The 24870-nt window shown below is 57.8% G+C and carries 19 protein-coding genes and 1 tRNA gene; 13 read left to right on the top strand and 7 right to left on the bottom strand.

All coding sequences use genetic code 11. The features are described from left to right. Positions 1-41 precede the first annotated feature (41 nt). The 3 genes from GFS31_RS17635 to GFS31_RS17625 form a co-directional block, all read right to left on the bottom strand. On the bottom strand, positions 42-749 hold the full coding sequence (locus GFS31_RS17635; protein ID WP_198806047.1) for a 16S rRNA (uracil(1498)-N(3))-methyltransferase: 708 nt from the start codon (positions 747-749) through the stop codon (positions 42-44). A gap of 155 nt (positions 750-904) precedes the next feature. After that, the gene (locus GFS31_RS17630) at positions 905-1549 is read right to left on the bottom strand and encodes a thylakoid membrane photosystem I accumulation factor (RefSeq protein WP_263974863.1); all 645 of its coding nucleotides are present in this window, start codon (positions 1547-1549) and stop codon (positions 905-907) included. Between the two features lie 116 nt (positions 1550-1665). Beyond that, complete coding sequence (locus tag GFS31_RS17625; RefSeq protein ID WP_198806046.1) at positions 1666-2262, bottom strand: hypothetical protein; 597 nt, start codon at positions 2260-2262, stop codon at positions 1666-1668. A 187-nt stretch (positions 2263-2449) separates the two neighbouring features. Here GFS31_RS17625 and ychF point away from each other — a divergent pair, with 187 nt between their 5' ends. The 8 genes from ychF (at position 2450) to GFS31_RS17585 (ending at position 13821) form a co-directional block, all read left to right on the top strand. Continuing rightward, positions 2450-3541, top strand: a complete 1092-nt coding sequence (gene ychF / locus GFS31_RS17620) for a redox-regulated ATPase YchF (RefSeq protein ID WP_198806045.1) — start codon at positions 2450-2452, stop codon at positions 3539-3541. A gap of 146 nt (positions 3542-3687) precedes the next feature. Then, positions 3688-4551: a GDSL-type esterase/lipase family protein gene (locus tag GFS31_RS17615; protein ID WP_198806044.1), complete on the top strand. Its 864-nt coding sequence runs from the start codon at positions 3688-3690 to the stop codon at positions 4549-4551. Positions 4552-4712: 161 nt separating this feature from the next. Then, complete coding sequence (locus tag GFS31_RS17610; protein ID WP_198806043.1) at positions 4713-6989, top strand: TRAFs-binding domain-containing protein; 2277 nt, start codon at positions 4713-4715, stop codon at positions 6987-6989. 39 nt (positions 6990-7028) lie between these two features. Next, complete coding sequence (locus GFS31_RS17605; RefSeq protein WP_198806042.1) at positions 7029-7397, top strand: hypothetical protein; 369 nt, start codon at positions 7029-7031, stop codon at positions 7395-7397. Between the two features lie 95 nt (positions 7398-7492). Continuing rightward, on the top strand, positions 7493-8968 hold the full coding sequence (locus GFS31_RS17600; protein WP_198806041.1) for a DUF3084 domain-containing protein: 1476 nt from the start codon (positions 7493-7495) through the stop codon (positions 8966-8968). A gap of 27 nt (positions 8969-8995) precedes the next feature. Beyond that, positions 8996-10126 carry an ISAs1 family transposase gene (locus tag GFS31_RS17595; protein WP_198806040.1) on the top strand — a complete coding sequence of 377 codons (1131 nt, stop codon included), beginning with the start codon at positions 8996-8998 and terminating at the stop codon, positions 10124-10126. 569 nt (positions 10127-10695) lie between these two features. Beyond that, positions 10696-12312: a Re/Si-specific NAD(P)(+) transhydrogenase subunit alpha gene (pntA, locus tag GFS31_RS17590; RefSeq protein ID WP_317135046.1), complete on the top strand. Its 1617-nt coding sequence runs from the start codon at positions 10696-10698 to the stop codon at positions 12310-12312. Positions 12313-12408: 96 nt separating this feature from the next. Continuing rightward, positions 12409-13821 carry an NAD(P)(+) transhydrogenase (Re/Si-specific) subunit beta gene (locus GFS31_RS17585; protein WP_198806039.1) on the top strand — a complete coding sequence of 471 codons (1413 nt, stop codon included), beginning with the start codon at positions 12409-12411 and terminating at the stop codon, positions 13819-13821. 90 nt (positions 13822-13911) lie between these two features. Here GFS31_RS17585 and GFS31_RS17580 read toward each other — a convergent pair whose 3' ends face one another. Further along, a complete protein-coding gene (locus GFS31_RS17580; protein WP_198806038.1) occupies positions 13912-16281 on the bottom strand; it encodes a tetratricopeptide repeat protein in 2370 nt (789 codons plus the stop codon). 245 nt (positions 16282-16526) lie between these two features. Here GFS31_RS17580 and GFS31_RS17575 point away from each other — a divergent pair, with 245 nt between their 5' ends. Next, positions 16527-17108: a thioredoxin family protein gene (locus GFS31_RS17575; protein ID WP_198806037.1), complete on the top strand. Its 582-nt coding sequence runs from the start codon at positions 16527-16529 to the stop codon at positions 17106-17108. A 474-nt stretch (positions 17109-17582) separates the two neighbouring features. Further along, positions 17583-17837, top strand: a complete 255-nt coding sequence (locus GFS31_RS17570) for a hypothetical protein (protein ID WP_198806036.1) — start codon at positions 17583-17585, stop codon at positions 17835-17837. 55 nt (positions 17838-17892) lie between these two features. Here GFS31_RS17570 and moaC read toward each other — a convergent pair whose 3' ends face one another. Continuing rightward, on the bottom strand, positions 17893-18393 hold the full coding sequence (moaC, locus tag GFS31_RS17565) for a cyclic pyranopterin monophosphate synthase MoaC (protein ID WP_198806035.1): 501 nt from the start codon (positions 18391-18393) through the stop codon (positions 17893-17895). Between the two features lie 93 nt (positions 18394-18486). On the opposite strand from moaC, the gene GFS31_RS17560 reads away from it, so the two are divergent. Continuing rightward, positions 18487-18560 (top strand) — tRNA-Arg (locus tag GFS31_RS17560). A 312-nt stretch (positions 18561-18872) separates the two neighbouring features. On the opposite strand, the gene GFS31_RS17555 is transcribed toward GFS31_RS17560, so the two are convergent. Continuing rightward, on the bottom strand, positions 18873-19607 hold the full coding sequence (locus tag GFS31_RS17555) for a response regulator transcription factor (protein ID WP_198806034.1): 735 nt from the start codon (positions 19605-19607) through the stop codon (positions 18873-18875). A 338-nt stretch (positions 19608-19945) separates the two neighbouring features. On the opposite strand from GFS31_RS17555, the gene GFS31_RS17550 reads away from it, so the two are divergent. Continuing rightward, positions 19946-20881 carry an FTR1 family protein gene (locus tag GFS31_RS17550; protein WP_198806033.1) on the top strand — a complete coding sequence of 312 codons (936 nt, stop codon included), beginning with the start codon at positions 19946-19948 and terminating at the stop codon, positions 20879-20881. A gap of 923 nt (positions 20882-21804) precedes the next feature. Then, positions 21805-22575: an alpha/beta hydrolase gene (locus tag GFS31_RS17545; protein WP_225907484.1), complete on the top strand. Its 771-nt coding sequence runs from the start codon at positions 21805-21807 to the stop codon at positions 22573-22575. A gap of 24 nt (positions 22576-22599) precedes the next feature. Here the strand turns inward: GFS31_RS17545 and GFS31_RS17540 are convergent, their stop codons facing one another. After that, on the bottom strand, positions 22600-24636 hold the full coding sequence (locus tag GFS31_RS17540; RefSeq protein WP_198806032.1) for an SH3 domain-containing protein: 2037 nt from the start codon (positions 24634-24636) through the stop codon (positions 22600-22602). Positions 24637-24870: the final 234 nt, after the last annotated feature.

Raw genomic sequence — 24870 nt, 5'->3', positions numbered from 1 at the left:
GCTCTCCTAAAACTGTGAAGCGCCATCTGCGACAATTAGCCCTAACGGGAAAGCCCTGCTAGGGCCAGCGACAGAGCCACTATGGGAGCAGTCACGGCCCGGAGCACCGTTGGCCCCAGGGAAACGGGCTGAAATCCGGCGGCGAGGGCGGCTTCAATTTCGGAGTCTGTCCAGCCGCCCTCTGGGCCAGTGGCAATCACGGTGTCCAGGTTGGGATCGCTGGCCTGAGCAATGGTGAGCAACGGTTGGGAATCTCCACGGGCGAGGCAGATCCAGCGCTGGGGGGGCAGGTCTTGGCGGAGGTAATTGGCCCAGGTTTTAGGGGGGGACAGGCTGGGCAGTTGGGGGCGTTCGCATTGTTCCGTGGCTTCGGCGGCGATGCGTTGCCAGCGGTCTAGCTTTTTGGGGTTGGGCTGGTGCAGGGTGCGCTGGGTGATCAGCGGTTGCAGGGTGGCCACGCCCAGTTCGGTGGTTTGGCGCACTACGTCGTCAAAGCCGCTGCCTTTTGGGAGGGCAATGGCTAGGGTGACGTTCGGCAGAATGGAGATGGCCGATTCCAGCGAGTCGAGGTGGGCTAATTCCGGGCTCTTCCCCAACGTGGCGACCCACTGTTGACCGTGGCCATCCAAGGCCAGGAAGCCATCCCCCGTTGCCAGCCGCAGCACCCGATAGAGATAGTGCTGTTGGTCGGCCGTGAGGGTAAGGTGATTGCCCTGAATTTGGCTGGGTTGAACAATGAGTCGCTGCATGGATGGGGCAGATCTGATAGGTTGGGTGAATCAACACGTTCCCCCAGCCCTCACTCCCAGCCCCTCTCCCAGAAGGGAGAGGGGAGCCAGAAGAGTTTCAAAGTCCCTCTCCCAGGTTGGGAGAGGGATTTAGGGTGAGGGCAAACCAACGACGACTAATCAACCGGGACGAGTTCTACGTTGACTTCGTTGACGGGGCGGCGGCGCAGTTCTACGGATTCGGTGCGGGGCAGCAGGTCAAAGATGTCGCGCATCACGTCGTCGATGGCTTCGTAGCTGACGTTGCCAATTTCGTTGAAGCGCAGCTTGCCCTCGGCGTCGAACACCAGGGTTTGGGGAACGGCGTTTTTGAAGTAGTAGCCCGGTTCGTTGGGGGCATACTCGGCTTTGACGGGGATGGCGTCGGCCATAACGGGGATGAAGTTGGCCACCCGACCGTAGGGCGCTTGCAGTTGGGAAACGGTGGAGGAGAACAGTTTGCAGTCGCTGCTGTCATCCACGTAGATGACGACAATGGCGGGTTTGTTGTACTTCAACGACTGCTCTAGGCTAACCTTGGGCGGCACGAGGGAGCCATTTCCGGCATAGAGGGCGAAGATGTTGCCGTCATAGTTATCGTCGGTGAGGCCCGCCTGGGCGCTGGGTTGCCCCCCTAGACCAAGCCACAGCAGGGTAACGAGGCCGAGCACCATCACCCCTTGGCCCAGCCCTCGTTGCCAGGAGGCCAGTTTTGGCCATAGCGCCTTCAGTTGCGCCATCATCCCGCTTGTTCCTTGGCCACCGAGCCACTGCTTACTCACGCCCACGATCTCCTTCTGCGCGTTTTGTCCTTTTCTATTAGGCCACAGATGGGCGACAGGTAAACCCCAGAGAGGTTACAGACAACCATAGATAACCTGGCTGAAGGCACGCAACGCTAATCGGGGCCAAAGCCTTGCACGATGGCCCGCATTTCGTCGGCGTTGGCGGGATAGCGGTCGGCCCTTGTCCAAGCTACGACTTGGTAGTAATACTCACCCATCTCAACGGTGGTGTGAAGGTAGGCTACAGACTCCCCCCGCACAGCAGCCTGGAAGGCATACTGCACCGCCGGATAGCTGCTAATTTGGGCCACCCCCGTGCGCGACTCTGGGCTGGTCACTTGGTCAAAGCTCCGCCGCATGATCTGGAGGTATTGAAGCGCCTGCTGCTCTAGGGTTCCTGACGCAACACTGGTCTTACTTTCCCCCAACACGACCAAAAAAATGGCCTGTCCGGGATGGTAGGCTTGCAGATCAGCATTGGGGTGGAGCGTCTGGGGAGGGGCCATTTGCCAGCCCCGGCGCAGGCTCAAGCTGGCGGGCAGGGTACGGCTAATTAACTGACTTCCCCGCACCGAGCGACTAACAAACTGATTGCCGGATTCTATGGCACCATCAGGGGAGGAACCCGCTAGCCCCAACGTCTGACAGCCCGACAGCAGCAGCCCTAGACCTAGGCCCATTACCCCCGTCCGCCAACTGCTCCTCGCCATTGCCCCTGTCCTCCCCTGCCCACGGTGTTTTCAGGCCCATCGGTAAAGCCCCTGTCGTCCTTAAGGGTATAGCAACCCTCAGCGGTTGTAACAGGCGACGGCAAGGGCGGCTGAATTGGGAACAGCGTCCCCTATGCTGAAGGGGTATGATGGTATGTCCTGTCCCCTTATCCCAAGACCTAAACCCATGCTGCGAGCCGGAATTGTGGGCCTGCCCAACGTTGGAAAATCCACCCTCTTCAATGCCGTGGTTGCCAACGCCAAGGCCCAAGCCGCCAACTTTCCCTTCTGCACCATCGAGCCCAACGTAGGAGTGGTGGCGGTGCCCGATCCTCGGCTTCAGGTGCTAACGGATCTGTCTAATTCTGCCGAAACGGTGCCTGCACGGGTGGAGTTTGTGGACATCGCCGGACTGGTCAAAGGGGCCAGCCAAGGGGAAGGCTTGGGCAACCAGTTTTTGGCCAACATCCGCGAGGTGGATGCCATTGTTCATGTGGTGCGCTGCTTTGAGGACGACGACATCATCCACGTGTCCGGCTCCGTCGATCCGGTGCGCGACATGGAGGTGATTAACCTCGAACTGGCCCTAGCGGATTTGGCTCAGTTGGAACGGCGGGTAGATCGTGTGCGCAAGCTGGCCCGCGCCGACAAAGAAGCCCAGGCCGAGTTAGCCATCCTGGAAAAAATTCTGCCCGTCCTCAACGAAGGCAAAACTGCCCGCCAGGTAGAGCTGGATGACGAAGCCGAGGCCATCATCAAACCCCTGGGTCTGCTGACGCGCAAGCCCGTGATCTACGCCACCAACGTCTCCGAAGACGACCTGGCTAGCGGCAACGCCTGGGTGGAACAGGTGCGCGAAGTCGCTGCCCAGGAAGGGGCGCAAGTAGTAGTCATTTCGGCCCAGGTAGAATCGGAACTAATCGACCTCAACGACGACGAACGGCGGGACTTTTTGGATGCCCTAGGCGTCACCGAAGGGGGACTGATGACCCTGATTCGCGCCACCTACGAACTGCTGGGCCTGCGAACCTACTTCACCACTGGCCCCAAGGAAACCCGCGCCTGGACGATCAAAGCCGGAATGCTGGCTCCCCAGGCCGCAGGCGTCATCCACACCGACTTCGAGCGGGGCTTTATTCGGGCCGAAACTGTTGCCTACCAAGACCTCGTCGATCACGGCTCCATGGCCGCCGCCAAGGAAAAGGGCTTGGTACGCAGCGAGGGCAAAGACTACGTGGTGCAGGAGGGCGACGTGATGCTGTTCCGGTTTAACGTGTAGAGGGAGCGGCCATCGTCCAATCATAGGCAGTTCAGGCAGGACGAATCGAGATTTTGGACGTAAAATTTGGGCCATAGGCCTTGACCCCTGCCTTCCAGGTTGTCTCTGTCCTTGAACCTGCCGTTTTTCTCGGATATCCTAACGCGGTGACTTCGCCTCGCTCCCTTCCCCCCCAACTGGCTTCAGCCCTGCGGCGGCTGGAGGAGGTGCCCCTATGGGTATTACTATCCCTGGTGCTGAATGGGCTGCTGTTCATTACGGTGCTGGTGCTGTTTCGGCAGGTGCATCGTCCTACCCACGGCGTCCTGTCGGTGGCCAATGCCTTTGCGGCTGATGGTCTCTCTGGCCCCGCAACCCCGCCCACCCTGGGCGACCGTCGCACCCTCGACTACCAGCAGTGGGTAGCGCTGCTAGAGGCGGAAGCCACTGCCGCCGCCCAGGCCAATTTGCCCCGCCAAACGGTGTTACTGGGGGATTCCATTTCCCTTTGGTTTCCGTCTAGCCTGTTGCCCGGTCGCCGCACCTGGCTAAACCAGGCCATTTCCGGGGAAAATTCCAGCGGCCTACTGAATCGCATCATCCTGCTCGATCAAAATCCGGTTGAATCGGTCTTCATCATGATCGGCATCAACGATCTGATTTGGGGTCGATCCGATGCCGAACTAGTCGGCAACCTGCGGGCGATCATCAGCCGTCTTAGGGCGCAACATCCCCAGGCTCAAATTGTGGTGCAGTCCATTCTGCCCCACGGTGGCCCATCGGCGACCTGGGAAGGCCGGGATCGGCTGCTGGCCTTGCCCCCAGAGCGCATTGTGGCGGTCAATGCCCAGTTGAAACAGGTGGCTTCCGAGGCTGGGGTAGAATACCTCGATCTCTATCCCCTCTTTGTGGATGGTGAGGGATTTTTGCGCCCTGATCTGTCCACCGATGGCCTGCACCTCAATGCCAATGGCTACCTGGTATGGCGCAGCGCCCTGGCCTTCTACAACGAAGCTGACCATAGCCGCTAGGGAATAGCCGAGGCGTTCTCCAGCGGGGGGTGATGATCCTGGCCAAGATTGCCACCGGGAAGATACCGCCCAGGCAAGTGCCCTGTTAACCTAGAGCCATCGGATCGAGTTGCCCTGATCGTTCATCCTCTGTTGTTCATCCCCTCGTCGGTCACACGTCTGTGGAATACTTTACGGGTTTGCTGGATACGTCCTCGGTGGTGCTGCCGCCAGAATATGTGCAGTTGGCGGAAGCGCTGTCTCAGCAGGATCATGGCCGTTGGTGTAATGCCCTGCTGCACCTGGGCTGGCAGCAAGGATCGCAGGTGGATCCAGTGCGCCAAACCCATCCCCACCTGGTGCCCTTTGAGGCGTTACCAGAGGAGGTAAAAACCGCCAAACGGCGGCTGTTCCTAGATAACTTCAAGATCGTGTTGGCCATGGGCTATCGCTTAGCTATGCAGGCGTCTGAGGCCAATCCACCACCGGGAACCAACACCACCCCCAGCCCACCCTTGCAGGTGCCCCAGCTCGCCGGGGAAAACAGCCCTGCCAATATTCGACTGGCGTCACTGGTGGCCCTACGCAATGAGCTGATTAACCTGCAACCCGCCACCCCCGACCTGCACACCGCCCTGGGGGATATGCTGCTTCAGCAGGGACAGCCCATCCTGGCCTACGACGTGGTCATGGCAGGGCTCCATCGCTGGCCGGATAACCTGCGATTGCAGCAGCTTTTGGCCCTGTCCTTAGCCCGCAGCGGAGCCACTCAAGCAGCTAACCAACTGCTGGCAGAACTGGTGCAGATGGGCCAGCGCGACGAACAAACCCTGGGGCTCTATGCCCGCACCCACAAAGACCTGTGGAAGCAGTCCCGCGATCCAGAGCAGCGACAGCGACACTTAACCCTCGCCTTTCAGGAATATCTCGAAGCCTATCGCCACAGCCGCAGCATCTGGACGGGCATCAACGCCGCCACCATGGCGGTGATGGCGGGGGACTTGGCTCTGGCCCAAACCCTGGCGGAGGAGGTGCGTCAATTCAGCCTAACGGCCCTCGCCGAAAAAACCACCCAGGAGCAAGATACCTACTGGGTGCTGGCGACCCTAGGCGAAGCGGAGTTGATTTTGAACCACTGGGATGCCGCCGCCCAATACTACACCCAGGCCGCTCAGCGGGGGGCCAGTCGCTACGGCGACCTCAGCTCCAGCTATCGCAATGCGGCCCTGCTGATGCGCCATTTTAACCAGGAGGTGGAAACCCTCAACCAGTGGTTTTCCCTGCCGAGGGTGGCGGTGTTTTGTGGGCATCGGGTAGACCAGCCCGGACGATCCGTTCCTCGCTTTCCAGCGGAGTTGGAACGCCCAGTCTATCAGGCCATCTACGAGCGGCTGAAGAGCCTAGGCACCTACGTGGGCTTTGCCTCGGCGGCTTCGGGGGGCGATATCTTGTTTTTGGAGGCGCTGCTGGATCTGGGGGGCGAACTCAACATTGTGCTGCCCTACAACCAAGAGCAGTTCGTGGCCGATGCGGTGCAGGATCAACCCTCCGACGAAGCTACGGACGATTGGCTGGCTCGGTTTCAGCGGGTGTTGTCCCATGCGCGGGAGGTGATCATTGCCTCAGATCACAAGCCCAAGGACGACGCTATTTCCTACGAGTACTCCAATCGACTGCTCCACGGGCTGGCTAGTATGCGGGCGCAACAGTTGCAAACCTCCCTGGTGCCCTTGGCCGTGTGGGACGGCCAACCGGGGGATGGCCATGGCGGTACCGCCCATACCGTCTCCTACTGGCGGCAGTGGAATGACCATGTGGACATTGTCGATCTCGCTGCGCTGCTGGCCCGCCATTGCCCTGACCAAGGGTTGGGGTCTCAGCCCTCATCTCCTCCAATCTCGATTCCGCCCGCCGCTGCCGACACCCAGCGGGAAATCTGTGCCCTCCTCTTTGCCGATGTGGTGCATTTCACCGACCTCAAGGAAGATCAGGTGTTGCAGTTTTCCCAGTGCTTCCTAGGGGCCATTGCCCAACTCTCTGATCAAATGCCCGTCCCACCCCTCATGAAAAATACCTGGGGCGATGCCCTCTACTACGTCTTTGCCTCAGTGGAGCAGGCGGGCACCTTTGCCCTTGACCTATGCGACCTGATGCAAACCACCCAATGGGAGCACCACCACCTGCCGCCGGACATGAACCTGCGGATTGCCCTCCACGCTGGCCCCGTCTATCGCAACGTGGATCCTATTACCGGACAGGTGAACTACGTGGGCAACCATGTGAACCACGCTGCCCGCATTGAGCCCATTACCCCCCCTGGCCGGGTCTACGCCAGCCAAGCCTTTGCCGCCATGGCCGCTTCCGAAAACGTGCAAGCCTTCACCTGCGACTATGTGGGGCAAGTGCTGTGGGCCAAGCACTATGGATCCTTCCCCACCTACCATGTGCATCGGGGTTAGGGATTGGGAGTCGGGAGTCGGGAGTCGGGAGTTGGGGCGATGGTGAGGCGAGTGGGGATCGGGGTGCTGGCGGTGTGGTTGGCGGTGGCGGTGATGGCTTGGCCTCGTCCGGCGGTGGCGGCATTGAAATGTCAGCCCCTAGGAGCGCATCGGGTATGTTTGGAGTCGGTGAAGCGTAGCGCCAAGTATTTTTGGCAGTATCAGGGGGTGGTGAGTGTGGATGGTACCGCCCTACCCCTGGAAACCTACGACTGTCGGCCAGTTTCGGCAGAGACCTCTCCGGCGACCACGCCAGCGATGGATCTCCCCGACACCGCCGCTTCCCCAGTGGGCACTGGCCAACCAGCTAACCTATCAGCGGCGGATCTCCTGTCCTTCGTCTGTCAGGCCGTTCAGCCTCGGCGGTAAGGGGATGCCTCAGAATCGGGCATCGGCCCCCCAAGCCTGCATCCGTACAGTAGAGTGAGGCAGGGAGTGAATGGAACAGGGTTGACCGCAGGGGCATGGTTTCTGGATATGTATTGATACTGGCGATGCTGGTGCTAGGCGGGATCATTGCCACCGTCGGCGACCGCATTGGGACTAAGGTGGGTAAGGCTCGCCTTAGCCTGTTCAACCTGCGCCCCCGCCAAACAGCGACCCTGGTCAGCATTGCCACGGGCAGCGTCATTTCGGCCTCCACCTTGGCGATCCTATTTGGCATCAGCAGCCAGCTTCGCACGGGGTTATTCGAGCTAGGTCGCATCCAATCAGACCTAGCGAGTGCAGAGGATCAACTGGCCCAGTCCCTCGCGGAACAGGCACAGGTACGGGAGGATCTGCGTTCAGCCTCCACAGAACGGCAGCGGGCCTTGGCTCGACTGCGAGACATCAACCAATCCCTAGAGGAAGCGGTAGAACAACAGGAGCGCACCCAAGCCCAACTGCAACGCACCCGCGATCAGCTCACCACGGTTTCGGCCCAGGCTGAGGCCCTCCAGCGCTCCACCGAAACCCTCCGATCCGAGCGGGATCGCCTCGTGCAGCAACAGCAGACCATTCAAGCCCAAATTGCCGAACGCGATGCCACCATTGCCCAGCAGGATGCCGCCATTGCCGAGCGAGATCGATCCCTGGCTGCCATCAACCAAACCATTGCCACCCTAGATCAAGCCATCGCTGAGCGGGATCAATCCATTGCCGAGCGGGAGCAACGACTAGCCGACTTGCAAACCCAGCAAAACCTGCTCGCCCAACAGGTAAGAGACCTAGAAAGCCAGTTTCAAGGGTTGTTTCAGGGCAGCATTGCCCTAGGTCGCAATCAGGAACTCCTCTCCGGCGTGGTCAACATCACCAGCCGCGCCCAGGCGAGGGAAGTGGTGAACCAACTGCTGGCGGAGGCCAACCGAATTGCCATCCAGGCCATTGCCCCCGGCACTCCCCTCGATCAACAGGCCATCGCCATTGGCAACCAGGAGGTAGAGCGCCTCGTGGATCGGCTCTCGGCGGGGGGAGAATTTGTGATTCGGGTGCTTTCGGCGGCTAACTATGTGATTGGCGATCCCTGCGTAGTGCGCGGCGAAGCCCCCTGCATTCGGGTGTTTGTGGATGCTGGCCCCAATGCGCTCATTGCCCCCCAGGGCACCGTAATTTCCAGCGTAGCCCTCGAAACCGCCACCCGCTCCGACCAAGAACTGGTGGAACGCATGAACGTGCTGCTAGCCTCCACCCAGTTCATCGCCACCCAAAACGGCGTCATCGAAGACGATGTGATCATCGCCGACAACCGTACCGAGACCCTGCTGCGCTTCCTTACCGCTGTGCAGCAAGAAACCCAACCCCTTGATTTACAAGCCGTTGCCCTCCGCGATATCTATGCCGCTGGCCCCATCCGCATCGATATCGTGGCTTCTCGCCAGGGTCGCCGCCTCTTTAGCACCCGCAACTTCATCCAGCCGCCCCCCAGGGCAAACGCATACTCGTGGAAACAGGGATACTGATGGGGAAGGTTGAGATGGAGACATCCTATGGCCCCCACGGATAGGCTGCTGAATCATTTTGAGTCGTTAGAGGATCCGCGTACTCCGTACCTGATTGAGCACCGCTTGTTAGACATCATCGGGTTAACGATCTGTGCGGTGGTCTGTGGGGCGGAGAGTTGGGTGGAGGTGGAAGCCTACGGGCAAAGCAAAGCGGCGTGGCTGAAGACCTTTCTGGCGCTGCCAAGCGGAATTCCGTCCCACGACACGATTAGCCGTCTGTTTGCTCAACTTGACCCCGACCAATTGCAGGGGTGTTTTCTGAGTTGGGTGAAATCGGTATCGGCGCTGAGTGAGGGCAGTGTGGTGGCCATTGACGGCAAAACGGTGCGGCAGTCCTATGACCGAGGTCGAGGGAAGGGGGCCATCCATATGGTGAGCGCCTGGGCGGCGGAGAATCGCTTGGTGCTTGGGCAAGTGGCCGTGGATGAGAAATCGAATGAAATCACGGCCATTCCAGCCTTACTGAAGGTGCTGGCCTTGAGAGGATGCATCGTCACCCTAGATGCCATGGGGACTCAGAAGGCCATTGCCCAGCAGATTATTGAGCAGGAAGGGGACTACATCCTCAGCCTCAAGGGCAATCAGCCCGGCCTTTACGAGGATGTGCAGCAGATCTTTGACCATGCCCGACAGCAGGGCTTCAAGGCCATGCCCCACGAAGCCTATGAAACGATTGAGAAAGGCCATGGTCGCATTGAAATCCGCCGTCATTGGCTCCTGGGGGAGGTGGAGCATCTCGTCGATGCCGACCAGTGGCTCGGCTTAAAGCGGGTGGGCTTGATTGAATCGGAGCGTCGTCTTCCTGGGCAGGCTCCCACGATCACCCAACGCTACTATCTCACCAGCCTTGACGGCGGAGTAGAGCGCTTTGCCCAGGCCACCCGCAGCCACTGGGGCATTGAAAATAGCCTCCACTGGTGCCTTGATGTCGCTTTCCATGAGGATGACTGTCGCATTCGCACGGGCTACGCCCCCCAAAATATGGTCGTCTTGCGACACTTGGCCCTCAACCTTCTCACGCAGGAATCCTCCGCCAAGGTTGGCAAAAAAGCCAAACGACTCAAGGCCGGATGGGATAACGACTATCTCTTCAAGGTGCTGACGCTCACAAAATGAGTATGCGTTTGCCCTGAGCCGCCCCCCGGCTTAAACCCCTAGGGGCGGGGTGGCCCCAGTCCACAGGCTGGGTCTAGACGAAACAGCGGCCTAGGCGAAACAACGCCGAAGACTCTACATTCTAGACCGCACACAGTCTGTCGTTATTTGCAGACACATAAAACATTCTTGAAGTTTCCTCCCCATTGCTCCCCATTCCCTTTACTATCCAGATAGTAAAGCTTTGGATCTTGTTTGCGCTTTGTAAATCATTCAGCCTCAATTTCACTGTAGGGATTTACTGGGGTACTGATAGCCACTTTCAGGCAAAGTCATAGAGGCTTACTCAGGAGAAAGGTCTGTTTTTCGGCTAATATCCAAAACTTACGGGCTGTCATTTATTCGATGCTTTATCGCATGGGAATGATGTTATCCCTGAATTACGGATTATCTTAAGCATCGCAAATCGCGTTCTTTGTGCTCTTGGCTAGGATTGAAACCTATTTTGTCTTGGCTGAGTTGAGTTTTAGCTTGTTTTTTCCGATGCACAATATTGGCCCCTCAGGAATAGAGATTAAGGATAATTACCCATGACTATCGCCACCCCAATTGAACCCATGACGGAGGATTCTACTGAGGCTAAGCCCACAGGGATGACAGTCGGTGTTCCTAGGGAAATTTTTGCGGGAGAACAGCGCGTTTCCGCCACCCCAGATACGGTCAAGAAGTTGCAAAAGTTGGGCTTTGAGGTGCTGGTCGAATCCCAAGCCGGGGCGGCAGCAAGCTTTAGCGATCAGGCTTACGAAGCCGTCGGTTGCCGCATTCTGCCCGATGCCCGTAGCCTGTGGCAGAGGGCGGATATTGTGCTGAAAGTCCGTGCGCCCCAGTGGCATCCCGAATTGGACTGCCACGAAGCCGATCTGCTCCGCCCCGATGGCACCCTGATCAGCTTCATCTGGCCTGCCCAAAATCCTGACCTGATGGAGAAACTGGCCCACCAGGGCGGCACCGTGCTGGCGATGGATTCCGTCCCCCGCATTACCCGCGCCCAAAAGCTGGATGCCCTCAGTTCGATGGCCAACATTGCCGGGTATCGCGCCGTGGTGGAAGCCGCCAACCAGTTTGGTCGTTGCTTCACTGGGCAAATCACAGCAGCGGGCAAAACCCCTCCGGCCAAGGTGTTGATCATCGGCGCTGGGGTGGCGGGATTGGCCGCTATCGGCACGGCACGGGGTCTCGGAGCCGTCGTCAAAGCCTTTGACACTCGCCCTGCGGTGAAAGAACAGGTGCAGAGCATGGGGGCCGAGTTCCTGGAACTGCACTTCCAAGAGGACGGCACCGGGGACGGTGGCTATGCCAAGGTGATGAGCCAAGCTTTCATCGCCGCCGAGATGGCCCTGTTTGCCCAGCAGGCCAAGGAGGTGGATATCATCATCACCACAGCGCTGATCCCCGGCAAAAAAGCGCCCCTGCTGATTACCCGTGACATGGTGGAAAGCATGAAACCGGGGTCGATCATCGTAGATATGGCCGCAGAACAGGGCGGCAACTGCGAAGTCACCCAGCCGGGGGAAATCATCACCCACCACGGTGTCACCATCATCGGCCTGACTGACCTGCCCAGCCGCATGGCCGCCCAAGCCAGCCAACTCTACGGCAACAACCTCTACCACCTGCTCAGCGACCTGGGTGGAGCCAAGGGGTACGACCTCAACCTCGACGACGAGGTGATCCGCGCCACCACGGTGATTCACCAAGGACAAGTGATCTGGCCTGCGCCCAAGCCGGAAGCCCCAGCGGCACCCAGTCCGGCGGAGTCCTCAGTATTTAGCACGTCCAAAGACGACACCCCTGCCAAAAAGTCCCCCATTGCCCAACTGATCTGGCCCGTCCTAATCGCCCTCGCCTTCGTCGCCATCGGCCTCTGGGCACCGGAGTCCTTCCTCACCCACCTGACGGTCTTCATTCTAGCCAGCTTCCTCGGCTGGAAGGTGATTTGGGACGTGACCCCCGCCCTGCACACCCCCCTGATGAGCGTCACCAACGCCATCAGCGGCATCATCATCATCGGTGGCATGTTGCAAATCTCCAACGACATCACCTCACCGATGACGATCCTCGGAGCCATCGCCCTCTTCCTCGGCACCGTCAACATCGCAGGCGGCTTCATGGTCTCCCAGCGAATGCTGAATATGTTTCATAAATAGTGCCTGAGCAGTCCTTTTTGAACTTTGAATTTTGCCTTTTGAATTCAAAGTTCAAAAGGCAAAATTCAAAAACGTTTCCCCCTATCCCCCTTTCCCATGTCCAACAACCTCGTGACCGCCGCCTACATTGCGGCCAGCGCCCTATTTATCCTCAGCCTCAGCGGGCTGTCGCACCAATCCACCGCCAAGCGGGGCAACCTGCTGGGCATTTGTGGCATGGCCATTGCCTTCCTCGCCACCGCCTTGATCAGCCAGGGCTATCCCATCCAGCTCGGTTCCATCGGCCTAGGCGTATTGGTGGGCACCCTCGCCGCCTCCCGCGTCGCCATGACCTCCATGCCCGAAATGGTGGCCCTGCTGAATAGCTTTGTCGGTCTCGCCGCCGTGCTGGTGGGCTTTGCGGAATATCTCCAGCCCAGTTCCACCCTGGTGGGGGCGGATGTGCTGATTCACCGCATCGAAATCTATGCCGGGGTGTTCATCGGCATGGTGACGTTTACGGGATCGGTGATTGCCGTGGCCAAGCTGCAATCCATGGTGCCCAGCCGCGCCGTGTTGCTGCCTGCCCGTCACTTTTTCACCATTTCCATGCTGGTGACGATGGTCGCCTTCGCCTTCCCCTTCGTCAGCGCCACGGGCACCGAAGGGCTGACTCCCCTGGGGGTGCTCGCCGCCGTGTCCGCCATCTTTGGCATTGTGATTGTGATGGCCATTGGCGGGGCCGACATGGCGGTGGTGATTTCCCTGCTGAATAGCTACTCTGGTCTGGCTTCGGCGGCGGCGGGCTTCATGCTCAACAACGATCTGCTAATTATCACCGGAGCCTTGGTAGGCAGCAGCGGGGCCATCCTCAGCTACATCATGTGCAAGGGCATGAACCGCTCCTTCCTGAATGTGGTGCTGGGCGGCTTTGGGGAAGGCACCAGCGCCCCCGGCAAAAAAGCGGGCACCGCCGAGGAAGCCACCGCCACCAACGCCAGCGAAGTGATCGATGTGCTGGAAGCGGCCCAGACTGTGGTCATCGTCCCCGGCTATGGCATGGCCGTGGCCCAGGCCCAACACGCCGTCGCCGAAATCACCCGCATCCTCCGCAGCCAGGGTAAGCAGGTGCGCTTTGGCATTCACCCCGTCGCCGGACGGATGCCGGGACACATGAACGTCCTCCTAGCCGAGGCCAATGTGCCCTACGACATCGTGCTGGAAATGGACGAAATCAACGACGACTTTGCCCAAACCGACGTGGTGCTGGTGATCGGAGCCAACGACACCGTGAACCCCATCGCCCAGGAAGACCCCACCAGCCCCATCGCCGGAATGCCCGTGATGGAAGTGTGGAAGGCGGAAACGGTGATCGTCGTCAAACGCAGCCTCTCGGCGGGCTATGCCGGGGTCGATAACCCCCTCTTCTACCGCGACAATTCCCTCATGTTCTTCGGCGATGCCAAGGCCAACATCAACGGCGTGCTGGCCCAACTGGCAGTCAAAGCCGAAGCCCTCGTCGCGGCCTAGCCCGTCGCCATCGTTTCCCCCAGGCACCCATGGAGCCGTCCTAGACGCCCATGGGTGTTTTTTGGGTGGGCAAACTCGCGGCCATTGGCATCAGCGGTTGGCCTGGAGGGTGCGGTTTTGTTGCAGCCGTTGCAGGGTGCGCTGCACCGAGGTCAGGGCTTGCCGATCCCCCTGGGCTTCGAGGTGAACACTAGCCCGTTCCAAATCAGCAATGGCCCGTTCGGCATCACCTTGGCTTTCGTAGGCGGCGCTGCGATAGCAGTAGGGCAGGGCGATGGGGTCGCCACAGGCGATGGCGTCACTGTAGTCGCGCACCGCCCCCTTGAGGTCCCCCAATTTTTGCAGGGCACTCCCTCGATACACATAGGCCATAGGCAGGTTGGGCTTGAGTTCAATGGCGCGGGTAAAGTCTTGAACGGCGGCGGGGTAGCGGCGTTGCTCTAGGCGGAGCCAGCCCCGGTTGCAGTGGGCGGCAAAGAGACGGGGGTTTTGACTGATGGCTTCGGTGAAGTCGAGTTCGGCCTCGTCGGCGAGGTTCATCTCTAGGCGAGCCGCCCCTCGGTTATTCAGAGCCACGGCATGGTCGGGCTGGAGAGCCAAGACTTGGCTATAGTCGCTGATGGCTCCGGGTTGATCGCGGAGGTCGTGGCGGGTGGTGCCCCGATTGAAAAAGGCGTCTTTATCGTTGGGGGCAATAGTGGGCTTTTGGAAGCGTTGGATCAGGGTATTCACCACTTGGGGGCTGGCGGTTTTGATCTTTGCCTCCACGCCCGGAATCGGCACGCTATGGGTGGGCAAGGCTTTGAGGCTGACCACAGCATAGGTGTGATTGGGGTCGCCATCGGGGCCACTATCGCAGACAAGAAAGCTTTCGGCAGACCCCATGATTTTGAACTTGAATCGATCAGGATAATGTTCGCGCAGGGGCAAGAGTTGATTGAGGGCCGTCTTCAGGCTCGTGAGCTGGCCTCCATCGGTGTTCCAGCGCTGGCTAATCCGCCACACCAGCCGTCCTTCCTGGGGATCGCCCTGGTGGCACCAGCCCAACTCCAACTGCCCCCCCCGATCTAGCAACCGCCTGAACCGCTTCAAAAGATCTTCATCAAGCACCACTTGACTGGCCCAGGGCCAAACGATCAGAAGGCGTCGCTGGGCTTGTTCCAGGGCTTGTTCTAGGGCCTGCCGACTAGCAGAACGGGAAGCAGGGACAGGGGTATCTACAGGAACCGGGAAATCTAGAATCCACGGGCTCGCCATCGCGGTACGGGATGGATCATTGGCCTGTTGCTCCAGGGTTTGGAGAGTCGCTTCGGTTTGGTGCAGGCGCTTGGCCAATTGGGTGAGCCCCTGGCGAGTGGCGATATCTCCCCCCGAGGCTGAACTAGCCTCCGCCCACTGGTGGGCGAACTGCCGCTGCCGCTCGGCCAAGGTTTGGGTGACGCCCTCTAACTGGGCCAGTTGGGCCTTGAGCTGGCCCAGGTATTGCGACACTACCTGCTGCACCTGTTCGCGGGTGTGGCCCGCCGTTTCTTGGCAGCTCACCTGCTGCTGAAGCTGGTGGATCGCCTGACGGAGGCGGTCTATCTCAGCCAGGGCATGGTCAGCCCTCGCCGCTGGTTCCGAAAAACGGCCCGGCATCGGCCCTACAGGAATTTGGGTTAGCGCCCGCTCTAGATCCGCCTGCTGGCGCGTGAGTTCTTTGACGTGGGTGGCCAGGTTAGTAAAGTCGGCTTGGGGCACCAGATTGCCCAGGGTTTTAGCCATCTCCGCCAGTTCCGTTCGCAGGGCCTTCACATCCGGCGGCGCGGCAACGTCCTGCACCCGACGATCCATCTGCGCCATGGTGTCTTGCAGGGAGGTCACGGCATTGCGAGTCTCCGACCGCAGGGCCTCCAGGGTAACGCGGGTCTGCATCAGGCTAGTACGCACCTGAGACAGCTTGGTTTCAGTACCCTCAATGCGCGGCACCGTTGCCAGCCGCTGCACGTAGGTCGCCAGATTTTGGGCGGTGGTGTAGGTGTGGGCATACTGATCTTGCAGTTGGGCAATGTCTTGGTGGATTTGGCTCAAGTCTGGAGGCTTCACCATCTGCGCCTGCTCATCCACGTAGTCGCGGATGTCCTTAATATCCTGGGACATTCTCAAAAACGTGCGATTGTTGCGATCCAATACTGACCGCTGAAAATTGGTCAGGGCCTCCGGGGAGGGCAGAGCGGTCACTTGCTTGCTGAGGCTAGTAATCCGATGGTTGGTTTGGCGCTGCTGGCGGACAAGTTTTTCCTGGGCTTCCTCAAGCTGGCGCTCAGTTTGCCGACGGCTCAGGAGACCCACCGCTGCCATCACCGTTAACGGGGCTGAGGCGAGGGCAACATTCTGAGCTGCAAAGGCAGCTACCGTCCCTAACCCAGAGCCCACCAAAAGAGCCTGTTCAGTATGCTTTAACCACGTTTGATCCACCACGATTTGTTCCCCTGATGATAGATAAGGATGCACAGTTAGGAGATAGTGGCTGCGTTGGGGGCGTCAGGGGCAACACCACTATCTAGTCTAGTTTTCAGAGAAACCCTCCAGCTATCAGGACGGTTTTGCAGGACAGATTGCCCACCGCCGCCCGTTGGCCCTCGTTGGCCTTTAGGTAAGCATGGGCGCAGCCAACCTTTTGCTATAGGCTAGGGGCAAACCCCATTTTTCAGGAGGATTGGCCCATGGTCATGGTGGAATCAACCATGCTGCCCCTAGGCACCGCCGCCCCAGCCTTTAGCCTCACCGATGTGGTTTCGGGCCAAACGGTGAATCTAGGTTCCTTTGTCAATGCCCGTGCCCTGCTGGTGATGTTCATCTGTCGGCATTGCCCCTTTGTTAAGCATGTGGAACCGGAACTGGCCCGTATTGGGCACGACTATGGCCCCCAGGGGCTGGGCATCGTCGCCATCAGCGCTAACAGCCTGCAAACCCATCCCCAAGACGGCCCAGAACACCTCAAAGCCCAGGCCGAAGCATGGGGCTTTCCCTTTCCCTATTGTTTTGACGAAACCCAGGCCGTAGCCAAAGCCTACACGGCGGCCTGTACACCGGATTTCTTTTTGTTTGATGGTCAGCAACGTCTGGCCTACCGAGGTCAACTAGACGATAGCCGCCCCAGCAACGGCATCCCCGTCACCGGAAAAGATCTGCGCGCCGCCATTGAGGCCGTCCTCGCAGGTCAACCGATCCCGGCTGAACAGCGGCCCAGCATTGGGTGCAACATTAAATGGACTCCCGGCAACGAACCCGCCTACTTTGGCTAGTTCGTCGGCCCATCGCTCAGCTACTCCTGATCGCCTCAGATGAAACCGGGTGATACTCCATCGGCATAAAAACCCCGGTATACATTGAGGCTTTCCTCGTTGAGGAGGATCCGCCAACGGCAAGTTCAGCCTGGGCGGGGTCGGCCTGTAGGCGGGGAGCAATAATCGGGCTATCGGCCTTTCAATCGGGGATCAACAACCGAGATTGAGCACAAGGTATGTTTTGGGCAGGGCGCAGCTATCCCGTATGTTCACAGCGCACCGTTTCCGCCTAGGGCTTGGGCTATACCTAGCGTGCAAAACCTAGCGTGCGGAATCGTAACGCTTTGCGTTGGATTGTTCCGTTGGGGAACCCTAAGCCTGAGGGATCGTTCAGAATAGGCGAGGCAACGCCCCTATTCCCAACTTCCCCCTAGCGCTGTCGCTGATTGTGTCTCCGTCGTTGTTGCGCCCCAAGCTTCGGCTTGTCTGCCTATGCTGTGCCGTTCTTGCCAAAACCAGGATCGCTGCCTACCCGCCCAATTTGCCCTGGCCGATCCAGCCCTGGCCGACCTCCTCAACCAATTACAAAGCTGTCAACTCCAAAACAGCGCTCATGCCGCCGTCTCGCCCCCACCCTCCCCCCTAGGGTCGATCTGGGTCAGGGGACAGCGCTGGGGTCAGCAGGTCTGGCAGTCCTTCCATCATTGGGCTCAGAACCACTGGATACAGCGTCATTGGGCGCGGTGAGGGTTGATAGGGATTTCTGCCCTGCCCTGGTCTGCCCCCAGCACCATGGCCTGCGCTACCGAGCCTGGGGGGCAGCAGCCTGATAATCGCTGGATTTCCCCCCAGTTTTGCTCAGCAGCCGGATGGACTGAATCTCCATCGCCTTCTCCAGGGCCTTAGCCATGTCGTACAGGGTCAGAGCCGCCACCGAGGCCGCCGTTAGGGCCTCCATTTCCACCCCGGTTTCCGCCTTGACGTTAACCGTGGCCTGAATGCGGTAGCCCGGTAGACTAGCATCGGGATTAATCGCCACCTCCACCCCATGAATGGGCAGCGGATGGCACAGGGGAATCAGGTTCGCCGTTTGCTTTGCCGCCATAATGCCTGCAATCCGCGCCGTCCCCAGCACATCTCCCTTCGGGGCATTCCCCGCTTCGATGGTGGCTAAGGTTTGGGGCTGCATTTTAACAATGGCTTCGGCCACCGCCTGCCGCACAGTGGTGGCCTTGGCGCTCACATCCACCATATGAGCTTGGCCTTGGGCGTCTAGGTGGCTGAGGTCAACGGGGGCGGTCATGGGGTGCTCCTAGAATGCCTTTAAAGATCGCGAAAAATGTTGTTCCTGCCTCCAAATTACCAAAAGACTGTGATAAGATAAAAAGCCTGACAGGGGCGTGTAGCTCAGTGGACTAGAGCACGTGGCTACGGACCACGGTGTCGGGGGTTCGAATCCCTCCTCGCCCGTTACAAAAAGGGTCTTCTACGTTTAGAAGGCTCTTTTTTTATCATTTTCTACGGGCGCTTTCGCCAAGATCCAATACTAAATCCGGCTCGTTTGCCCCCGGTATCATTATCGGGCGAAGAGGCCTTGCCCCTACCGTTGGCGGGGTTAAGAATCGGGGTTTCCTAACTTGGATTTGGTATAAGACAGGGCAGACGCTAACCAACGCTGGCCAGCACAGCTACCAGGCACCTGCCTAATCTAGAATGCCCCTCAAGACGTTTCCCGACTGCGCCCTTGGGTAGCCCTAGGTTCGGTTGCTCTAGGAGGCTGTTCTAGGACGCGCTCTCGGCCATGGCTTGGCTGCTAGAGGCGGGAAGTTCTAGGCAGTAGCCCGCACCGTAGACGGTTTTGATGTATTTCGGATGGCGTGGATCCGGTTCTAGCTTGGTGCGGAGGTGGCGAACATGGACACGGATAGTTTCGATGTCGTCGTTAGGTTCGTAACCCCAGACTTCCTGCAAAATTTGGCTGGGGGAGACCGTTTGGCCGTGGCGCTGAAGCAGGCAGTGCAGCAACTCAAATTCTAGATGGGTGAGCTTCACGGTTTTGTCAAACCAGATGGCTTCGTAGCGCTCTGGGATGAGGGTGAGGGGGCCATAGTTGAGGATTTCGCTGTGCTTGGCGGCTTGGGGAATGCGGTCGGTGCGGCGCAGCAAGGCCCGTACCCTGGCCAGCATTTCGTCCAGCTCGAAGGGCTTGGTTAGGTAGTCATCGGCTCCGGCGTTGAAGCCGTCAACTTTATCTTGGGTTTGGCTGAGGGCCGTGAGCATCAGCACCGGAATCTCAGCGGTGCGCCGATCCCGTCGGAGGCGCTGGCATACCGTTAGACCATCTACCTTGGGCAGCATCAGGTCGAGCATAATTAAATCAGGTATGAGCTGCACCGCCAAGGCTTGCCCCTTAATGCCGTCGCCAGCTTGGTTCACATCATAGCCAGCCATTTCCAAATTGACAGAAACTAGCTCTGCAATGGCGGGATCATCATCAATGACGAGTATACGAGGCATCGTGTATCAGGGGTAACAACTGGCCGATCCCATCATGGCGATGGAAAGCTTCGGGAACTGGGTGCAATGCCGGGGGCGCAACGCAGGCAGCGGCCTCAAGCCTAGCATTTCTTTGTAAAGAGCAATGTCGGAATAATACAATTCCTGGATAAATTATAAGTAATGTCCCAACTTTTCTTAAGATAACGAGCACAAACCGGGCGGGGGATGGCGTTACCTCTGAGGTGCGTGGGCCAAAGGAGCCGGAAAGGGAGCCAGGGAAGACGATTGGCGCGGCAAGGAACAAAAGAGTCTGACACAATACTAAACAGAACTACCGCATTGCCCCACCAAAAGCCATGGACTTCACTGCCGCTCTGCCCACCTTCGTTATTACCCTGCGCGAGGGCGTAGAAGCGGCCCTAGTGGTGGGAATTGTGCTGGCCTGTCTGGCCAAGGCCCAACGACAAGCCCTCAACCGCTGGGTATATTTGGGTGTGGTAGCAGGGCTGGTGGGTAGCGTGATGATTGGGATCGCGCTGGGGTCTGGCCTACAACAGCTTCAGCAGGTGTTACCCAGTTTGCAAAGTATCCTCAAGCCCCTGCTCAATGTCCTATTTGGGGCGGTGGCCATTATTATGCTGAGCTGGATGCTGCTGTGGATGACTCGCCAAGCCCGCAGTCTCAAGGGTGAGATTGAAGGGACGGTGCAGTCGGCCCTGCAAGACAGCCAAACCGCTGGCTGGAGTTTGTTTAGTCTGGTCTGCATTGCGGTGCTGCGGGAGGGGTTTGAAACGGTGCTGTTTGTGTTCACCAATGTCGAAGCCAGTACGGCGGCGGCAACGGGGGCCCTGGCCGGACTGCTGGGGGCCGCACTCATTGGTCTGGCCCTCTTTCGCTGGGGCGTGCGGATTAACCTCAAACAGTTTTTCCAGGTCATGGGGCTGCTGCTGCTGCTGATTGTGGGCGGACTGGTGGTATCGGTATTTAAAAACCTCGATGCCGCCCTCGCCGCCCTCAGCCAGATTGACCGTCGGGCTGTGGATCTCTGTTTTTCCCAAACCTCCTGTGTCCTTGGGCCGCTGGTGTGGGATACCAGCACCCTGCTGTCAGAGCGACAGTTCCCCGGTCTAGTGCTCAAAACTCTGCTGGGCTATCGCGATCATCTTTATCTCGTACAGCTCCTAGCCTATGTGGGGTTTTGGTTTACCGTGGGCGGGAGCTATTTTCGTAGCCTCAGCCCTCAGCCTGTGGCCAAAGGCTCTCCCACCAAACCCTCCCCTAGCCAACCCTAGCACTGGCGACTTTGCATTCAAGTCGCCACATCTTGCCAGCCCATTCTATTGAGTAGCGTTTTCAGCCAGTTAACGGCCACTTCTAACGCGCTGTTTCTAACGCAGGGGCAGGATTTCATCCGGCATCAACACTGCCATCGCGTATTCACAACCTTCCAAATCTGCGAACTCAACCAGGTAGCAAAGATCCTCCCCCTCGTAGATTTCTAATACCGTATTGTTATGAAAACCCTAGCGCCACGGGGTCAGCGCAGTGCACCTATTCTCAAGATGCAACAGATTTAATCATTGGTAAACCTAGAAGGTAGGGTGGACAATACTCATCATTAAATCTAATCTGTACCAGTCGCACCAATGTGATTCTCTAGCGTTTTGGAAAAGGACAGTATGTTCTCCAACAGTAGTAGATTGACGAAAGCCCGTGCATTCTTGTCTTTCGGCTTCCACGGGAGATCCTCAACGAATTGGCGGTTGCAGTCTTGGCACTTGTAGTTTTGCTTACCACACCGAGTGGTGCCGTTCTTGGAGATATCGTGAGACCCACAGGTTGGACAGGTCATCTTGATGGTCATAGGGCCTACGCCCTCAGAAGCTAGAAATGCGACGACGATGGCTTATTTTCTCTATCTTTTACGTTAATCCACTACCGGTTGCCCTAGGCCCAGACCACTGGGAGACCCAGAGTAGCCTAGAGACTAGGGTGGCCTAGCATAAGTGCCACCATCCTATCTAGAGAAAAAGCGTCACAGTCGCGGCAGGGGGAATTTCGGGCCTCCGCCATAATGGGCATCAATGATAAGACTCCTTGCCGCATCTACCTGGCCCTGGCTATGACCTTCCTCAAACTTCTGCTTGGCCTTCTGGGTGTTTCTGGTCTAGTGTACGGGGCGCTGTGTGGGTGGCTTTGGCTGATACAGCGGCGAATGATGTACCTTCCCACGGCTCTCGACCCGCTAACGCCAGCGGATTGGGGCATCGACTACGACGAGGTTTGGATTCCAGTGGAGGCCGATGGCGCAGCGGGGCAACTCCATGGTTGGTGGCTACCTGCCGAAGCTTCCCCTGGGCTGACGGTTCTCTATCTGCACGGCAACTCCGGCAGCATTGCTAGCAACATCAGCCAGGTTCAGCGTCTGCGCCTCCTAGGCGTCTCTGTGCTCACCGTAGACTACCGAGGCTATGGCCGTAGTTCTGGGCCTTTCCCCAACGAGGCCCGTCTCTACGCCGATGCCATGGCTGCGTACAATTTCCTAATTCGCGAAAAAGCCGTTGACCCCCATCATCTGATCGTCTACGGTCACTCCCTCGGCGGTGCCCTTGCGATTAATCTTGCCATCCACGCTTCCTCTCTGGCGGGGGTGGTGGTGGAGGGAACCTTTACCTCCATGGGCGATATGGCCGAACGATCTGCTTACCAGAACTGGTTTCCGGTGCGGACGATCCTCACCCAGCATTTTGAGTCGCTGGCCAAGGTGCCCCACCTAACCATGCCCACCCTCTACATTCATGGGCTGGCCGATGCCTCGGTGCCCGCCACCATGGGCCAAGCCCTCTACCAGGCCACCCCCGCCCCCAAGGAACTCTGGCTGGTGCCCAACGCCGACCACAACGACCTCATTTCCCAAGCAGGGGCCGACTTTGACCACCACCTGCGCCAGTTCATCCAGCGCCACATCCTGGCCGCCAGTATTTAGGAGTCAACCATCAACCCTAAAAACTTACTCAGCAAGCCTGATATAGGCGCTATTGCTATACCCTAGGCTGCCATCTGCCGTCCGCACTGGCCACCAAGTATCACTCTGAGGAATGGTCTCAAATACTTCCCCAGTCACGATCCGATCCACCTCGGGGGATTGAGGTGTCTTATCCGTCCTTACCACCAGAAACCCATCGTTGGTTTGAATCGTCGCTCTCTGCACAGCCGTGGGAGCGCTAGGATTACGAGGGTCTAGGGGGTGAAAGTTAGCTGAATTGTCAGAAGCCAGTCTAATCCGGGTGCTGTAAACATAACCTAAAGTGCCGTTCGCCTTCCGCACGGGCCACCATCCTACCTGCCCCTGCGGAATCGTTTGAAAAACCTCTCCTTGGCTCAACGTACCTACTACCGAGGCGTCATTACTGCGTCCAGACCGGATGTTCACAGCCTGAGCATTCTGGATGACGGCTGGAACCTCATTAGGGCCTGGAGTTAGCCCCATGGGGTGAGGCTCTGGCGTTGGCTGAACAGCAGTGGATCTTGAAGGTTGAGGGGTGCTAGAACTATCGACTGAATCTAGGCTAATCCAGCTACTGCGGACGTAGCCTAAGCTGCCACTCGTGTTCCGCACAGGCCACCAGTCGCCGTTCTCGGGCAACGTGTAGAAGACCTCACCACGGGAAAGAATAGCAACTACATCAGTATTGGCGCTCCGTCCAGCGCGGATATTCACCGACTGAGCTCCTGGCGAGATGACAGCAGGTACTTCATCCGATTCTGGAGTTGCTCCCATTGGGTGAGGTTCTTGGGCTTGAGAAGGCGGCGTCTCCGGCATATCAGGCAGGGGGGATGGATTGGGCAAGTTGATAATCAGTAACGTGGACACGATGCCAGAGGCCGCAAGCAGGGCCCCAAGGATAAAATTGCGGCTGGAAATAAAGGGACGAACTGGGCCAGGCGAGTAGCTAATTGGGGTGGGATGAGTTGTTCGAGGCCCAGAAGTGCGGCGATTTTTTTCATAGCTGAGAATGATAGGCAGGGTAATTTCTTCAACATCAGCGTTGCTCAATCCAAGCTGAGATTGTAGCTCTTTGAGCTCTTGGTTAATCTGAGAGCTAAAGGGATAGTAGCCCTTGCTGATGGTTTCTTGGAAGACGGCCCGGTAGTTCTTGCGGGCAGCATCGATAACCTGTTGCTCCTCTTTGAGGACTTGATTTGCCATCAGGTCTGAAATCCCTAGAACCTTCGCTAGAGTAGCTAGCTGAAACTCCTCAATAGGATTAAGCTTTTGGTCAGCCAAAAAGTCCCTGACTCGACTACGATACTGATCAATCGCTTCAGTCGTATTCATGGTTTCAGCCGCCCTTAGCTTTTCGGCTAAAGATTCAGAGGCGACAACAGAACCTAAGTCGGTTTTAGCTAATCTATCTTTTTTCAGTAGGGTGGGATTAAGATCTTCGCTAATATCGACAGCTTCATACGGCTCAACATCGGGAAGTTCGATATCCCTGCTGTCTTGACTTACCTGGCGATGGTTTGGAAAACTGGCTACCTCGAATTGGATGGCATTACGTCCCAGTTTAAAAGCATCTTCAATATCTAGACCATAACCTAGGCCATCATAAAAGCCTGTCGCAAAAGCAATAGCAGTACTATCTTTTACTGCTCGCTTCATGCCAATAACATAATCAATATGTTCAACGATAGCCTTTGCTTGTATCTCGGCAAAGCAGGCATTCAGAAGAACACATTTAACATCATGGAAGATCTGAAAAAGCCCAGATAAAGCTTCAGCAGTTGCAGGCTTAGGACTTCCATCTTGTCCGACAAGCACAAGACCTGTATCGCCAGCACCATGGCCAGAAAAGTGGACAATGTCAGGCTGCTCTTTCAGCATGGCTCGACGCAGACTTTCGGCGTCAACAGCCCATTTGGTAACTAAGGTAAATTGCTCTCTTAATTTAGAGCGCTCTAAGCCATCTTCAATTTTCTTAGCTTCCTGATCAAGTTGAAGTTGATCTGTTCCGCGTGGATTTGCGGCCAAAAATAAAATCTTCATAGTCTCTTTATCCTGCCAAGTAGAGCACCATCGAAGCCGACAAGATAGCCTATTTTTTAAGTTTAGCGGCTGCATTTGGAGAGATCTATAAAGTAAAACTTTGCTTAACTTTCTAGAGGACTTTCGTTACGATCTCCCTGCTGTGGCAACTCATTGCTGAAAAGTAACTTAGTGCAGATTTTCACGCCGCCCGATCCCAGCGGTGATCGATAATAGAGGATGCTCTTTGCCCTT

This window comes from Leptolyngbya sp. BL0902 (genome assembly GCF_016403105.1).
In the GTDB taxonomy this organism is placed as follows: Bacteria; Cyanobacteriota; Cyanobacteriia; order Phormidesmidales; family Phormidesmidaceae; genus Nodosilinea.
This window is presented reverse-complemented; position numbering and strand designations above follow the sequence as displayed.